Genomic DNA, 15,274 nt, shown 5'->3' on the forward strand with positions numbered 1-15,274 from the left:
TTATGCTCTGCCCGTTAAATCAACAACGCGGCCGATTTCAGCCAGTGACGTTTCACCCGCCAGAACCCGGCGACAGGCGTCGTCAGACAAGGAAGCAAAGTCCCGGGTCGCCTGCTGCATCTCGCCCAATGTTGCACGACGGGCAATCAGCTCTTCAAGTCGGGAGTCAACCCGGAGCAGCTCCATAACGGTCGTCCTGCCACGATAACCCTGCTGCTCACACTCCGGACAAGCAGCAGCACGATAAATGGTCGTCGGAGCGTCAATACCAAGCTGGCGGCACTCGATTTCGTCGCTCTGGTACGCCACCTTGCACGCCGGGCACAGCAAGCGCACCAGACGCTGCGCGACCATGCCGATCAGATTGCCTGCGAGCACATCGGGCTGAACCCCCAGGTCAAACAAACGGGCAATCGCGCCGAGTGCTGAAGCAGTATGCAGCGTGGCATAAACCTGATGTCCGGTCATCGCGGCGCGCATCGCCATTTCTGCCGTGTCGTGATCGCGGATTTCGCCGATCAGGATGACATCGGGGTCTTGCCGCAGCAAGGCGCGAATCCCGTTGGCAAAGTCCATTTTGACAACGTCACCGATTGAAGTCTGCCTGATCATCGCCAGCGGATATTCGACCGGATCTTCGAGCGTCATGATATTGCGCTCGACGCTATTGAGATGACTCAGAATCGAATACAGCGTCGTCGTTTTGCCCGAGCCAGTCGGCCCGGTCAGCAGGATCAATCCTTCGGGTCGTGCCAGCATGCGGTGCAATGTTGCAAGCTGGGTCTGGCTTAAACCCAGCTCGTCGAGCGCCAGCAGGTTTTTATTTCTGTCCAGAATCCGCAATACGATATTTTCGCCCCAGTTGGTCGGCAACGAGGCGACGCGAAAATCAAGGTTGCGAGCGCATAAAGTCAGCGAAATCCGGCCATCCTGAGGCGCACGGTTTTCGGCGATATTCAACCCGGCCAGCACTTTGAGCCTCACCACCATCGCCGGCCAGTAGCTTTTATGCAGTGCGCGAATTTGCCGCAAAATGCCGTCGATGCGGTAGCGAATCCGGACAAAAGCCTGTTCGGGCTCGAAATGAACATCCGATGCGCCGCGCGTCACGGCGTCAGCCAGAATCGCGTCGATCAGTCGGACAACTGGCTGGCTGTAATCGGCCCCCGTCTGAATGCTTTCATGTAACTCGCCGGTTTCAATTTCACGCAAAATGCCGTCAATTGACAGCTCGAAACCGTAATAGCGATCAATACCGGCGATGATGTCCGACTCGGCGGCGAGCAGCGGAATAATTGTGTATTCATCACGCGTCTGCAGTCGTAACTGATCAAGCAGCAACAGGTTGTTGGGCTGCGCCATTGCAATACTCAAACGCCGCTGATCGAGCGCAATCGGCAAAACCAGCCAGCGTTTGGCGACCGTTTTATCGAGCAGTGCCAGCGCCCGGGGATCAGCAATGGCGCGAGATAAATCAATGCTACCGTGCCCCAGGTTTTCCACCAGCGCTTCGCGCAACAGACTTTCAGACAAAAAGCCGAGCGAAACCAGCAATTGACCGAGCAAGACCGGCGTTTTGGCCTGTTCACGCAAGGCAATTTCAAGCTGGTCCGATGAAATCAGCCCTTTGCCAAGCAAGAGCTCACCAATACGCAAGCGAGTTATTTGAACGGGGGCATTCATCGCACACTCTCCTGCAGCTTCTTCAACTGTTGCAAGCGTGCCTCGACCTGGGCGCGGTCAAACCCGGCTTGGCGCTGCCCGGCCAACACCAGCGCCTGCTGATAAAAATCGGCTGCCAGCCGGTTTTGCTGTAAGTGATCCAGACTGATCGCGAGGCTATACGCCAGATCGGGATGTTCGGGGTCTTGCTGCCATGCGGCAAAAAACTGCGCTTGTGCCTCGTGCCAGCGCTGATGACGGGCATAGTGCTGAGCCAGTAGCAGCGGCTCATCCTGAATACCGCGCTGCGTGAGCTGTACTTCATCGTGTGAGCCAATCTGTTCTGGTTCCAGCATCAATACCGCGCCTTGCACCATCTGATCCTGCGGATTGAGCTGCAATAACTGGCGATAAATTTCGCCAGCTTTGCCTTTTTCACCACGCTTGATGTGCAAAGCGGCCAAACCCAAAAGTGCGTCACGCTGGCGCGACTGCCCGACGAGCACTTTGCGGTAGAGTTGCTCAGCCAGATCATCGTCGCCCCGTCTGAATGCCTCCCACGCCTGCAGTAGTACCGGGTTCAAATTGCTGCTGCTTCGTTTGAATTGCACCGGCTCGTCGTGAAATTCCGGGGCAGGATCAGGGTCAGTAGAATTGGCGTCGATTGAAATGCGGGTTTTGACTGCAGAAATACCCAACCCAGTATTACCATCTGGCTCATATTCAAAGCGCTCTTCAGCAAGATACCCCTCTGGCTTTATCGTCAATTCAGACGACTGCGAAGCAGTGGCGATCGGTTGCTGACTGGCCGAGTTCAACCGCGGCGTTGCAAACTGCCAGTATTGCCAAGCCAGCAAAGCAACAAGCAACAGAGCGGCCAGTATCAAACAGCGCAGCCAGGTTTTCGCTCCCGGCATGTGCGCTGAAGCAGCGGACAGCACACTGGACGCCGCACTCATGGTGCAAGCTCACCGGTTATCAGCCCGCCCTGAAAAGCCGATAGCTGATGATCCGAAGCCGGGTTGAAAAAATGCGTATCGGGCAATTTGAACGCGGCCTGCCCACCGCTCAGGCCATGGCCTTGCACGACAACGGGTCGCAAAAAAACGACCAGCTCGATTTTGCTGACCTTGTCGTCGCGGTAACTGAACACATCACCGATCACCGGTAATCGCGAGAGGCCGGGTAAACCCTGACGCGAATTATTCTGTTTGTCCTGAATCAAGCCACCGAGCACCGCCGCCTGACCGCTGGCAATATTGAGCGTCGAATCAAATTCGCGCACCTGCAAGACCGGAATCAGGCTTTGCACCGGCTTGGCCGAATCTCTGGCAATCAGCGCAACCGCCGGGTCTTCGACATAGCCGCTGATATTGGTAATTGTGGGTCTGACATTCATCGCGATCTGACCCGCAGCCGACACTTGCGGCGTCACCTGCATCACCAACCCGACCGGCACCGTGTGCAGTTGCGAGAGATAAGTCCGGCCGGTCACCTCGCCATCGGTATTTTTGTCCTCTTCGAGTTCGAGCGTGAAATACACCTGCTCTTCGACGACTTTCATCACTGCAGTCTGGTTATTCAGCGCGATGATTTTCGGGCTCGACAGCACGCGCGTGCGGCCAAATTGCTCAAGTAGCTTGATCGTCGCGCCAAAACTGTCATTGGCGTACGAAAGCACGCTGACTGGCGCGGTCGTCAGATTGGCACCCAGCAGCGATTGCGACAAAGACCAGCCGCTGCCCGAAGCGATTTTTGACCAGTCGACACCAGCCTGATACTGATCGCCGAGTGCGACTTCAACAATGGTGGCCTCAATCATCACTTGCCGCTGCGCAGCCGATTGCACTGCGGCCAGAAATTCGGCGACTTTAAGCTGATCTTTTTGCGTCGCGCGGATGCTGATCGTTCCGCTTTCGGGATGCATAATCACCGGGTTGCTCGCTGCGGCAGCTGAATTACCCAGCAGATCCTTCAGATTACTTTCGAGACGTTTCCAGAATTGATTTGGGTTTTCACTATCGATACCGGTGCTGGAGCTATTGCCGCTCACGCTGCCCTGCGCTGCAGTCGTCACTGAATTCAAAATCGTGACGCTGGCCTTCATATTGCGCGACAGATTGAAATAATCGACGTGATAGGTTTTCAAATAAGGCAGATCAGGAGCAATCGTCAAAATACCGCCTTCAAGCGTCCAGCGAATATCGGCCTGTCTGGCAATGCGTTCCAGTATTTGCGGCAGCGTCTGATTGATCGCATTGAGCGTCACGCTCCCTGCCACATCGGGATGCACGTCAATATTGATTTTGGCATCACGCGCGAGCGCAGCCAGTAGCTTGTTCAGCGGCAACTGGCTGACCACGACACTGTAAGTTTCCAGCGCTGGCACAGGTGCCGGTTTGGGTAAATGCGGAATGCTTGTCAGCGGAGCAGGAATGACCTCACGCACCGCCGAAGCAGCCTGGATATGGCCTTCAAGCGACAAACCCGTTTTTCCTGGCGTTTGACAAGCGATCAGCACAAGACAAACTGACAAAATAATTATTTTCATGAAAAACAAAAGAAAGAAAACATCTTCCATTCTAGGAAAACTATTGTAGTTTTCCAGTACACCCAGAAAAAAACGCAAACCCAGGCAATCAATGCCAAGGGTATATCGATGCAAGCATCACAAACATTGACATACAAGGCAATACCCGACAAAAACCATCATTCAAACCTTTTGTCTTCGCCAATATTTACCACGCCGAACAATCAAAAATGCCGTAAAATCAGCGCCGAACGATACATTTCAATACGAAAACTCTGTTTTTTTCTCCCGCGTAGTCCCTTAAAATTTACACATGCCACTTATCGACTTTCAAAATGTCAGTTTTGCTTATGGAGAAACGCCGGTCTTGCGCGATGTGTCGCTGCAGATCAAGGCGGGGCAGCTCGTCGCCATCATGGGCGGCTCGGGCTCGGGCAAAACAACGCTACTCAAACTAATCGGCGGGCAAATCCGCGCCAGCAACGGCACCGTCAAGGTCGCCGGGGAGGATGTCGGTGCGCTGGGCGAGCGCGATCTGTATCAGTTGCGTCGCAAGCTCGGGATGCTGTTCCAGTTCGGTGCGCTGTTTACCGACTTGTCGGTGTTCGACAATGTGGCTTTTCCATTGCGCGAGCGCACCAGCTTGCCGGAAAGCATGATTCGCGATCTGGTGCTGATGAAGCTACAGGCCGTTGGCTTGCGCGGCGCGGCGCAAGCGATGCCACAGGAACTCTCGGGAGGGATGGCACGACGCGTCGCTTTGGCGCGCGCGATTGCGCTCGATCCGCAAGTAATGCTGTACGACGAGCCGTTTACCGGGCTCGACCCGATTTCACTGGCAACGGTCGGCAAACTGATTCGCGAATTGAACGACGCACTCGGCACAGCGTCGATTGTCGTGACTCACGACGTTGCCGAATCGCTGGCGATTGTTGATTACGTCTACTTCCTCGCCGACGGGCAAATTGTCGCGCAGGGAACGCCGGCTGAAGTCAAAGCATCGAGCCACCCGTTTGTGCAGCAGTTTATCAATGCCTTGCCTGATGGCCCTTTGCCGTTTCATAAACCGGCACCCGCATACGCTGACGATTTAGGGCTGACAGAATGAATTTTTTCATCAATGCCATTTCCCGCTTTGGTCAACCTTTGACCAACAGCCTGATCAAACTCGGCTTTGCCTGCCGCTTTTTGCTGGCGATTTTGCGTCATTCGGCAACCGCCTTGCTGCGCCCGCAACTCACGCTGCGCGAAATCTGGTTCGCTGGCGTGTTGTCGGTACTGATCATTACCGTCTCCGGACTGTTTGTCGGCATGGTGCTGGCACTGCAAGGCTATGACACGCTGCAGCGCTTTGGCGCATCGAGCTCTTTGGGGATTCTGGTTGCGCTCTCATTGGTGCGTGAATTGGGGCCTGTCGTCGCCGGCCTCTTATTTGCCAGCCGTGCCGGTAGCGCGATTACTGCAGAAATCGGCCTGATGAAAACGACCGAGCAACTGTCGGCAATGGAAATGATGGCGGTCAACCCGATTGCCCGCGTCGTCGCGCCGCGTTTCTGGGGCGGCGTGATTTCGATGCCGCTCTTGGCGGCGATTTTCAGCGCGATGGGGATTTTTGGCGGCTATCTGATCGGCGTGCAATTGCTGGGGCTCGACGAAGGCAGCTTCTGGTCGCAAATGCAGGGCTCGGTCGATTTCCGGCTCGATGTGATGAACGGCGTGATTAAAAGCCTCTTTTTTGGCTTTGCAGTCTCGCTGATTGCGGTCTTTGAAGGGTATGATGCGCCCCCGACCGCCGAAGGCATTTCCAGTGCGACAACGCGCACTGTTGTCACCAGCGCACTGGTCATTCTGGCGCTCGATTTTATTCTTACTGCTTTTATGTTTCGGGGAGTTTAAATGAAACGCGGCATGATTGATTTTTGGGTTGGGCTGTTTGCACTGGCCGGCATTGCGGCACTCTTGTTTCTGGCACTCAAAGTCAGCAGTCAGGGCAGTTTACCCGCCAGCAGCAGCTATCAACTCGTCGCCAATTTTGAAAATATCGGCGGATTGAAAATTCGGGCACCAATCAAAAGCGCCGGTGTCGTAGTAGGACGGGTTGTCGATATTTCGCTCGATCCGGAACGCTTTGTCGCCAAAGTGACGATGGATATGGATAGCCGCTATCACTTCAGCCGCGATAGCTCGGCCGAAATCCTGACTTCAGGCCTTTTGGGCGAACAATATATCGGCATTACGCCGGGTGCCGACGAGAAAACACTCAAGGCAGGCAATACTTTTAAAATCACGTCTTCGGCGATAGTGCTGGAGCAATTAATTAGCCGTTTCCTGTTTAGTCAGGCCGATAAGGAAGAAAAATAATGTTTAAGTTTTTGCACCAATTACGAACGTCATTGCTGGTTTTAAGCTTGTTGAGCGCACCGTCGTTTGCCGCCGAAATGCCCGAGCAAATTGTCCGCAGCGCGAGCAAGGACGTGCTGGAAATCATCAAGAAAAACGAGAAAGACAGTGCCAAAATGCGTGAGCTGGTCGACGCCCGCCTCTCACCAATGGCCGATTACAAGCGCATGACTTCACTGGCCGCAGGCCAATACTGGAAAAGTGCAACGCCAGCACAGCAAGATGCGCTGACCACCGAGTTTCGCACCATGCTGATCCGCACTTATCTGAGCGCGCTGACGCTGTACAAGGATGCAAAAATCAATATCAAGGGAACCCGTGCCGGTAATGATAGCGATGAACAAACCGTTCGCACCGAAGTCACGCTCCCCGGTCAGAAACCGATCCCGCTCGATTTTAGTTTTGAAAAGCAAAGCAGCGACTGGAAAGTCTTTGACATCAGCGTCGATGGCATCAGCTTTATTAATAATCACCGCAACCAGTTTGGCTCGGTTATTCGCAAAGATGGCATTGATGCGCTGATCAAACAGCTATCCAACCGCAACACCGCCGCCAAACAGGCCAAGTCATGAGTTTGCAGTACGCCGCCCCCGCCGAGCTGACTAACGGTAGCTGTGCCCAGTTACTCGATTCGCTCGACGCCTTGCTCGCCCAAGGCGATACCACGGTGGACTTCTCCGCCGTGGTTCAGCTTGATTCAAGCGCCGTTGCGCTTTTACTCGAATGGCGGCGGCGCGCTTTGCACCAACGGCGCGAATTGTCATTTCTGGCGCTTCCTGCTGCGCTGCTGCAACTGATCCGGGTTTATGGCGTGCAAGAGCTCTTGCAAATCAAGACCTGAGCAACACACAATTAATACTACTTTCACAATTACTGCGCCTTATAAGCGCTCTGGGTCCATGCGCCGTCTCATTCTGCTCTCTGCGGTATTGCTCACCGCCTGTGCAACCCCGCAAAACAACTACGATCCGCTTGAAGCGGTCAATCGGCCGATTTATTCGTTCAATTCGACACTGGACGAACATCTGCTTCGCCCTGTTGCGCAAGCGTATACCGATTACATTCCGTCGCCATTACGCACGGCGGTGTACAACTTTGCCGGCAACCTCGACGACCTGTTCGGCATTCCGGCCGCATTGCTGCAGGCCAAAGGCGTCGCAGCGTCCAAAAGCACCGCGCGTGTGATCGTCAATTCAACCGTTGGTCTTGGTGGATTGATCGACTGGGCCAGCGATTTGCCAATTGAAAAACAGGACGAGGATTTTGGTCAGATGTTCGGTGCATGGGGCATTCCCAGCGGCCCGTACCTGATGATTCCGTTCTACGGCCCGCTGACAGTGCGCGACTCGACCGAAAAACTGGCACGTCTGGCGTGGGGGCCGATCGATTACATCGACCCTTTGGGCGGGCAAATTGCTTATTACGGCGTCATGCTCACCGATGTACGAGCGCAGCTGCTGCCATTTGACGCGACCATTCGTGAGCAACTCGACCCTTACGCTTTTGTCCGCGACACCTATCTGCAACGTCGCTGGTACAAGGTCTACGACGGCAATCCGCCTTATCCGCTACCGATGGGCGACTCTCAGGACGATGCAGCAAATCCCGACCGTGCGGCCGAATTTGACACTCCCGTTGCTGAACCACCCCAGGTCGAAGCTGGCGCAACTGAAACGCTCAGTACAGAGGTTCAGCAGTGAACGCAATCGAGTTTAGCGGCATAGGCAAGGATTTCGGCAGTTTCACCGCATTAAAAGAAGTCAGTTTTTCGGTCGAACAGGGCGATTTTTTCGCGCTGCTCGGCCCCAATGGTGCCGGCAAAACGACGCTGATTTCGATTCTGGGCGGACTGACCAAAGCCAGTCGCGGTCAAACTCGCGTGATGGGGCTCGATGTCGAGGCCGATTATCGTGCCGCTCGCCGTGCCGTCGGCATCGTTCCACAGGAACTGGTGTTTGATCCTTTTTTCAAAGTCCGCGAAGCACTGCTCTTTCAGTCGGGATATTTTGGTATCAAGCACAACGACGACTGGATCGACGAAATCCTGCACAATCTGGGACTCACCGACAAAGCCAACACCAATATGCGTGCCCTTTCCGGGGGTATGAAGCGGCGGGTCATGGTCGCTCAGGCTTTGGTGCATAAACCCCCAGTAATTGTACTGGATGAGCCGACTGCCGGTGTTGACGTCGAATTGCGCCAGACGCTGTGGGCTTTTATCAAAAGTCTGAATGAAAAAGGCCACACGATTGTGCTGACCACACACTATCTGGAAGAAGCCGAAACACTCTGCAATCGCATTGCGATGCTGAAAAAAGGTGAGCTGATCGCGCTCGAAGACAAAGCGACGATGATGCAGCGCGGCGCAGCGCGGACCGTACGAATCAAAATCGCTCCGGCACAACTGCCAGCCAGTTTACGCCCCTTGCTGATCAGCCAGCACGAGCAGCAATTCGAATTGAAACTGGCCGACTGCAACGGACTTGAAGCCATTCTGGCCGCATTACGCAGCGAACAGATCGCCTTGAAAGATCTAGAAATCACCCAGCCCGATCTGGAAGAAATCTTCGTACAAATGATGCACGCCTAAGCCTTAGGGCTGGAATCACTATGACCGGTTTTTATACCCTATTCCGTAAAGAAGTCCTGCGCTTCTGGCGCGTTGCGTTTCAAACCGTCGCTGCGCCAGTGCTGACCGCACTGATGTATCTGCTGATTTTCGCGCACGTCCTTGAAGCGCATGTCCAGCCTTATCCGGGCGTCTCGTACACCGCGTTTCTGATTCCTGGGCTGATGATGATGAGCATGCTGCAAAATGCGTTTGCCAACACCAGCTCGAGCCTGATTCAATCGAAAATCACCGGCAATATTGTTTATATCCTGCTGCCACCACTGTCGCATTTCGAGTTTTTCAGCGCCTATACGCTGGCCGGTGCCGCGCGTGGCTTTGTCGTTGGCGCAGGGGTATTGCTCGCAACGTTAATATTTTCAATACCACCATTCAAATACCCCCTATGGATATTTCTGTTCGGCCTGCTTGGCTGTAGCCTGATGGCGATTCTGGGTTTGATTGCCGGAATCTGGGCAGAGAAATTCGACCAGCTCGCCGCGTTCCAGAACTTCCTGATCATGCCGCTGACGTTTTTATCCGGCGTGTTTTACTCGATTCATAGCTTGCCGCCGTTCTGGCAAACCGTTTCGCATTTCAACCCGGTTTTCTACATGATCGACGGATTTCGCTACGGCTTTTTCGGTGTCAGCGACGTTAATCCCTGGTTTTCGCTGGCGGTTGTCGGAATTACTTTAGCAATCCTCACCGCAATCACGCTGAGCTTGATAAAATCGGGCTACAAAATCCGCCGCTGATCGAAAACTGATTGAAACCGATTGAAAAGCGGCTCACCAGCCCAAGAAAACCATGACTCCAGAACGCGTACAAGACCTGATCCAACAAGTCATTTCCTGCCAACACCTCGAAGTCGAAGGTGATGGCCACCATTTTTACGCCACCATTGTCTCAAACGCCTTTGAAGGGCTGAAACTGCTCGCTCGCCACCGGCTGATCAATGACGGGCTGAAATCCTACCTCGATTCGGGTGAATTGCACGCGCTCTCGATGCGCGCGACGCTCACACCCGCCGAATGGGAAGCGCGTCAGCAGTGACAAACCGAGATCCCCGCTTTGACTTGGGCAGCATCGCCAAAAACAAGGCCATCATCGAACAGGCCAAACTCGACGCCAGAACACGCGAGAGTAAATCCGGCGGTCCGCTGATGGCACTGGTCAACCTGCCATGGCTGATCGCAGCAGGCGCATGGATCTGGTGGGAATATTTTCGCTAAGGCACACAGATTCACCAGTTTTCACATCAGACACACCGCAAATAATTGAACGCGGGCTCGCCGCCTGCGGTGATATAGATAAAAGGTTAAATACAAATGGATAAGCTTAAAATCATCGGCGGCAAGCCACTGGCAGGCGAAATCGTTATTTCCGGCGCCAAAAACGCAGCGCTGCCGATTCTCTGCGCCTCCCTGCTCACTGCAGACACATTGCGACTGACCAATGTACCGCAACTGGCCGACGTCAAAACCACGCAAAAACTGCTGCAAGGCATGGGCGTGCGGGTGATGACCGATAACGTCCACGAATACGAAATTACTGCCAACAACATCAGCAGCACCACCGCGCCGTACGAGCTGGTCAAAACGATGCGCGCGTCGATTCTGGTACTCGGCCCGACGCTGGCGCGTTTTGGCGAAGCGCAGGTATCGTTGCCTGGTGGTTGCGCGATTGGCGCTCGTCCGGTCGACCAGCATATCAAGGGCTTGCAGGCGATGGGTGCCGAAATCGTGATCGAACACGGTTATGTCAAAGCGCGCGGTAAACTCAAAGGTGCGCGTTTCCGCTCGGACATGATCACCGTCACCGGCACCGAAAATCTGCTAATGGCAGCGACGCTGGCTGAAGGCACGACGATTCTGGAAAACGCAGCGCGCGAACCAGAAGTCGTCGATCTGGCTGAATGCCTGATCAAAATGGGCGCCAAAATCAGCGGCCATGGCACCGACACGATCACGATTGAAGGCGTCAAAGAATTGCACGGCGCCAGCCACGCGATTGTTGCGGACCGGATTGAAACCGGCACCTTCCTCGTTGCGGCCGCGGCTGCGCAAGGCAAGATTCTGCTCAAAAACACCCGTGCCGACATTCTGGGCGCGGTACTCGACAAGCTCACTGAGGCCGGTGCGTATATCGAAACGGGTGACAACTGGATTTCACTCGATATGAAGCAACGTCCGAAAGCGGTCGATATTCGCACGCTCGAATATCCGGCTTTCCCGACCGATATGCAGGCACAGTTCACTTTACTGAACGCAATTGCCGAAGGCACAGGCGTCATTACCGAAACGATTTTTGAAAACCGCTTTATGCATGTGCCGGAACTGGCGCGGATGGGTGCAAAAATCAAAGTCGACGGCCATAGCGCGATCGTCACCGGCGTCGAAAAACTGTCTGGTGCAACGGTAATGGCGACCGATTTGCGTGCTTCGGCGTGTCTGGTCATTGCCGGCATGATTGCTGACGGCGAAACGATTGTTGACCGGATTTACCACCTTGACCGCGGTTACGAACACATCGAAACCAAACTGGCCGGTGTCGGCGCCCAAATCGAACGCACACGCTAAACGCGGAGCCCAAGCATGCTGATCCTGAATCCAAAACCGTCACACGAAGACAACAATAAGCCCCGACCACCCAAAGAACACGAAAAATTCTTTGCCGTCCTTGCTCATTTGTCGGGTCTGTTCTGGTTGCCGATTTTGCCGATTCCGGTCGTTGCGATTGCGCTGCCGTTTATTGTTTTGCAATTCGCTCGCGTTCATTCCGAATTTGTCGAACAGCATGCGCGTGAAGCGAGCAATTTCCAGATGCTGATGGGCTGTTTTTACATTCTGGCGCTGATCGCCAGCACGATGCTGAAAACCCCGCTGTTTATCTGGTGGGTCGGCATCGGCGCGGCGCTATTTAGCATGTGGCAGGGCGGACGGGCGATGAATGGCTGGCAGGCCAAATATCCGGCCAAATTGAACATCTTCAAATAATGGGTATTGCCCTACAAGACAATACCAAAAAGACATACAGGCAGATACCCCATGATTACCATCGCCCTTTCCAAAGGCCGTATTTTTGAAGAAACGCTACCGTTGCTCGCCGCAGCCGGCATCGTGCCGGCAGAGGCGCCTGAAAGCACGCGCAAGCTGATCATCGGTACCAACCAGCCTGATGTTCAACTCATCATCGTTCGCGCGTCTGATGTACCGACGTATGTGCAATATGGCGCAGCCGATCTGGGCGTCGCCGGTAAAGACGTGCTGCTCGAGCATGGCGGCCAGGGGCTGTACCAGCCGCTCGATCTGGAAATCGCCAAATGTGCGCTGATGGTCGCAGTACAAAATGGGTTTGATTATGAAGGCGCGGTCAAACAGGGTGCACGGATGCGGATTGCGACCAAATACACCGAACAGGCCAAAGAGCACTTTGCCGCCAAAGGCGTTCACGTTGATCTGATCAAACTGTATGGCTCGATGGAATTGGCGCCACTGGTTGGTCTGGCCGATGCGATTGTGGATCTGGTGTCGACCGGCGGCACGCTCAAAGCCAATAATCTGGTCGCGGTTGAACATATCCGCGATATTTCGAGCCGCCTGGTCGTCAATCAATCGTCACTGAAACTCAAACACGAACGTCTGCAACCGATGCTTGATGCATTCAGCCGGACCGTCGCAGCAAGAACTGCTTAAGGAAAACCGATATGCCAAGGCTCAAAATCAACTGGCAACATGTTCCGCTGTATACACTACTGTTCATGTTTGCCTGGCCTTGGTTGATCAAGCTGGGGCTGGTCGGCAAAAGTGCCACCACGCTGCACTGGTTTATTGCAGTGGTTTACCTCAACTATCTGTCCTTCGTTTTCAGCATCGCCAAAGGACAACGGCTACAAAACGGCATCCATCCCGCACAGGCAGTCTGGCTGTTTATCCTGAGCAATATCCTGCTAATCATGACTTTTGCCACCGGCTGGCAGGTGTTTGATGTGTACGGCACGTCAGCCGGGTGCGCCAATAACATCGATTTTCTCGATTCGCTGTATTTCTCAACGACCATTTTTGCCACCGTCGGCTTTGGCGATTTCCTGCCGTGTAATGCCGATGGCAAAATCCTGTTTATTGCCGAATCGATTATCGGCTCGACGCATTTCGGGATTTTCATCACGCTGATTTTCAGCAGAGTCATCTTCCCCTCTACATCGGACAAGTAAGTCACTACGTCCGATTCTGCGCAAATCTTGATCTGCAACAAAGATGCCCTTCACTGGGCATTTTTTACACTATACGATATATGTTTTTATATATTATAATTTTACATATATTAACAACGGATCTACGAGATGACCCCGATTAAAAAACTCCTGATCGTTGGCGGTGTAGCCGGAGGCGCATCGGCCGCAGCGCGTGCACGCCGCCTGAATGAAGCGGCTGAAATTATTGTTTTCGAACGTGGGCCTTATGTGTCATTTGCCAACTGCGGCCTGCCTTATCATCTGGGTGGCGAAATTGCCGAACGCGAATCGCTGCTGCTGCATACCCCCGAATCATTGACCGCCCGTTTCGGGCTGGATGTCCGCGTTAATAGCGAAGTGCAAAGCATAGATCGCAGCGCAAAAACCGTGCGGGTATTCAACAGCCAGACCGGGGACACTTACGATGAAAGCTACGACGCGCTGATTCTCGCCCCCGGCGCTGCCCCCATCCGCCCACCGCTGCCGGGGCTGGATCATCCGCGCGTCTTTACGCTGCGCACCGTGCCAGATCTGGACAAGCTGATGAATGCCATCACGCCCGACGTCAAACATGTCACCGTCGTCGGCGCCGGATTTATCGGGCTGGAAACCGTCGAAGCACTCCGTCAACGCGGCCTCAATGCCAGTCTGATCGAGCGCAATACCCAAGTGCTGACACCGCTCGACGCCGAAATGACCGCGCCTTTGGTCAGAACGCTCAAAGCCCACGGCGTTGAGCTGCTGCTCGGCGAAAGCCTGCAAAGCGTGGATGGTGGCGAACGACTGACGCTGAACCTGGAGTCAGGCCGCCAGCTGGTCACCGATCTGGTCGTACTCGCGATCGGCGTCAACCCGGAAAATCAGCTCGCGCGCGACGCGGGGCTGGAAATCGGCATAACAGGCGGGGTATACGTCGATAAGCAGCAGCACACAAGCGATCCAGCCATATACGCCGTAGGCGATGCGGTAGAAGTCCGCCATGTGGTCAACGGCAAAGCTGTTTTGCTACCGCTGGCCGGGCCTGCCAATCGCCAGGGACGTATTGCCGCCGACGTGATTTTTGGCCGGGATGCCGATTATCGCGGCAGCCAGGGTACGGCGATTTGCAAAGTATTCGATCTGACCGCAGCCAGCACCGGGCTGAACGAGAAAACCCTGCAAGCCGCCGCCATTCCGTATCAAAAGCTCTATCTGCACGGCAATGACCATGCGAGCTATTACCCCGGCGCAACGATGCTCAGCCTGAAAGTGCTGTTTGATCCGGCCAGCGGCAAACTGCTCGGTGCGCAGGCGGTCGGCGAAAAAGGCGTTGATAAACGCATCGACGTCCTCGCAGTGGCTTTGCAGGCGGGTATGAGCGTCGATGATCTGGCTGAAATGGAATTGAGCTACGCGCCGCCATATGGTTCGGCCAAAGACCCGGTCAATCTGGCCGGGATGGCCGCGCAAAATTGGCGTTCGGGTTTGCTGCAACTGATCCAGCCGGAAGAGCTGGCGGCGGATCGGTCTGCCGCGCAAATCATCGACGTGCGCGAGCCGGAAGAAATCGCCAGCGGCCAGATCGACGGCGCGCGAAATCTGCCACTCTCGCAATTGCGTAGCCTCAGTCATCTGATCGATCACACCAAGCCGGTCGTGGTGTACTGCATGGCCGGTTTGCGCGGCTATATTGCCCAGCGCCATTTGCAGCAACTGGGTTTTCAGGTGCGCAATCTGAATGGCGGCTTTAATACCTGGCAAATGTGGCAACAAGCAAATAGGGTATACCCTTGAGAGCAAGCACCAACATAGTCTAAAAGGCAATACCCACAAAAAACCCCGCCAATGCGGGGTTTTT

18 protein-coding genes are annotated in these 15,274 nt (G+C 54.5%); 15 read left to right on the forward strand and 3 right to left on the reverse strand.

The window, feature by feature from the left end; genetic code table 11:
• Genes ACG2XO_RS03530 through ACG2XO_RS03540 form a run of 3 tightly spaced genes read right to left on the reverse strand, consistent with a single transcriptional unit; the run spans position 1 to position 4,147 of the window.
• Entirely contained in the window at positions 1–1,683 is a 1,683-nt protein-coding gene (locus ACG2XO_RS03530) for a GspE/PulE family protein (protein WP_410499437.1), read from the reverse strand.
• Positions 1,680–2,621, reverse strand: coding sequence for a tetratricopeptide repeat protein (locus ACG2XO_RS03535; RefSeq protein WP_410499438.1), 942 nt, complete (start codon positions 2,619–2,621; stop codon positions 1,680–1,682). The genes ACG2XO_RS03530 and ACG2XO_RS03535 overlap by 4 nt, the downstream gene beginning before the upstream one ends.
• Positions 2,618–4,147, reverse strand: coding sequence for a type II secretion system protein GspD (locus ACG2XO_RS03540; RefSeq protein ID WP_410499439.1), 1,530 nt, complete (start codon positions 4,145–4,147; stop codon positions 2,618–2,620). Before ACG2XO_RS03540 ends, ACG2XO_RS03535 begins: the two co-directional genes overlap by 4 nt.
• Before the next feature lie 358 nt (positions 4,148–4,505).
• Here ACG2XO_RS03540 and ACG2XO_RS03545 point away from each other — a divergent pair, with 358 nt between their 5' ends.
• The 15 genes from ACG2XO_RS03545 to ACG2XO_RS03615 all read left to right on the forward strand — a co-directional run bounded on the left by ACG2XO_RS03545 (position 4,506) and on the right by ACG2XO_RS03615 (position 15,210).
• Complete coding sequence (locus tag ACG2XO_RS03545) at positions 4,506–5,300, forward strand: ABC transporter ATP-binding protein (RefSeq protein WP_410499440.1); 795 nt, start codon at positions 4,506–4,508, stop codon at positions 5,298–5,300.
• Complete coding sequence (gene mlaE / locus ACG2XO_RS03550; RefSeq protein ID WP_410499441.1) at positions 5,297–6,088, forward strand: lipid asymmetry maintenance ABC transporter permease subunit MlaE; 792 nt, start codon at positions 5,297–5,299, stop codon at positions 6,086–6,088. The genes ACG2XO_RS03545 and mlaE overlap by 4 nt, the downstream gene beginning before the upstream one ends.
• Positions 6,089–6,553 carry an outer membrane lipid asymmetry maintenance protein MlaD gene (mlaD, locus tag ACG2XO_RS03555; protein ID WP_410499442.1) on the forward strand — a complete coding sequence of 155 codons (465 nt, stop codon included), beginning with the start codon at positions 6,089–6,091 and terminating at the stop codon, positions 6,551–6,553.
• Entirely contained in the window at positions 6,553–7,164 is a 612-nt protein-coding gene (locus ACG2XO_RS03560) for a phospholipid-binding protein MlaC (RefSeq protein ID WP_410499443.1), read from the forward strand. The genes mlaD and ACG2XO_RS03560 overlap by 1 nt, the downstream gene beginning before the upstream one ends.
• Positions 7,161–7,433, forward strand: a complete 273-nt coding sequence (locus tag ACG2XO_RS03565) for a lipid asymmetry maintenance protein MlaB (protein ID WP_410499444.1) — start codon at positions 7,161–7,163, stop codon at positions 7,431–7,433. Before ACG2XO_RS03560 ends, ACG2XO_RS03565 begins: the two co-directional genes overlap by 4 nt.
• 58 nt (positions 7,434–7,491) lie before the next feature.
• Positions 7,492–8,292, forward strand: coding sequence for a VacJ family lipoprotein (locus tag ACG2XO_RS03570; RefSeq protein ID WP_410499445.1), 801 nt, complete (start codon positions 7,492–7,494; stop codon positions 8,290–8,292).
• Positions 8,289–9,182 carry an ABC transporter ATP-binding protein gene (locus ACG2XO_RS03575; RefSeq protein ID WP_410499446.1) on the forward strand — a complete coding sequence of 298 codons (894 nt, stop codon included), beginning with the start codon at positions 8,289–8,291 and terminating at the stop codon, positions 9,180–9,182. The genes ACG2XO_RS03570 and ACG2XO_RS03575 overlap by 4 nt, the downstream gene beginning before the upstream one ends.
• 20 nt (positions 9,183–9,202) lie before the next feature.
• Complete coding sequence (locus ACG2XO_RS03580) at positions 9,203–9,958, forward strand: ABC transporter permease (RefSeq protein ID WP_410499447.1); 756 nt, start codon at positions 9,203–9,205, stop codon at positions 9,956–9,958.
• Positions 9,959–10,010: 52 nt separating this feature from the next.
• On the forward strand, positions 10,011–10,256 hold the full coding sequence (locus ACG2XO_RS03585; protein ID WP_410499448.1) for a BolA family protein: 246 nt from the start codon (positions 10,011–10,013) through the stop codon (positions 10,254–10,256).
• Complete coding sequence (locus ACG2XO_RS03590; RefSeq protein ID WP_410499449.1) at positions 10,253–10,435, forward strand: hypothetical protein; 183 nt, start codon at positions 10,253–10,255, stop codon at positions 10,433–10,435. Before ACG2XO_RS03585 ends, ACG2XO_RS03590 begins: the two co-directional genes overlap by 4 nt.
• A 96-nt stretch (positions 10,436–10,531) precedes the next feature.
• Positions 10,532–11,782 carry a UDP-N-acetylglucosamine 1-carboxyvinyltransferase gene (gene murA, locus ACG2XO_RS03595; RefSeq protein ID WP_410499450.1) on the forward strand — a complete coding sequence of 417 codons (1,251 nt, stop codon included), beginning with the start codon at positions 10,532–10,534 and terminating at the stop codon, positions 11,780–11,782.
• A 15-nt stretch (positions 11,783–11,797) separates the two neighbouring features.
• On the forward strand, positions 11,798–12,199 hold the full coding sequence (locus tag ACG2XO_RS03600; RefSeq protein WP_410499451.1) for a DUF4870 domain-containing protein: 402 nt from the start codon (positions 11,798–11,800) through the stop codon (positions 12,197–12,199).
• A 51-nt stretch (positions 12,200–12,250) separates the two neighbouring features.
• Positions 12,251–12,898 (forward strand): ATP phosphoribosyltransferase, encoded by a 648-nt coding sequence (hisG, locus tag ACG2XO_RS03605; RefSeq protein ID WP_410499452.1) that lies wholly within the window; start codon positions 12,251–12,253, stop codon positions 12,896–12,898.
• Between the two features lie 11 nt (positions 12,899–12,909).
• A complete protein-coding gene (locus tag ACG2XO_RS03610) occupies positions 12,910–13,416 on the forward strand; it encodes a potassium channel family protein (protein WP_410499453.1) in 507 nt (168 codons plus the stop codon).
• Positions 13,417–13,545: 129 nt separating this feature from the next.
• Positions 13,546–15,210 carry an FAD-dependent oxidoreductase gene (locus tag ACG2XO_RS03615; protein ID WP_410499454.1) on the forward strand — a complete coding sequence of 555 codons (1,665 nt, stop codon included), beginning with the start codon at positions 13,546–13,548 and terminating at the stop codon, positions 15,208–15,210.
• Positions 15,211–15,274 lie beyond the last annotated feature (64 nt).

It is taken from the genome of Chitinibacter sp. S2-10 (genome assembly GCF_046530675.1).
Lineage (GTDB): Bacteria > Pseudomonadota > Gammaproteobacteria > Burkholderiales > Chitinibacteraceae > Chitinibacter.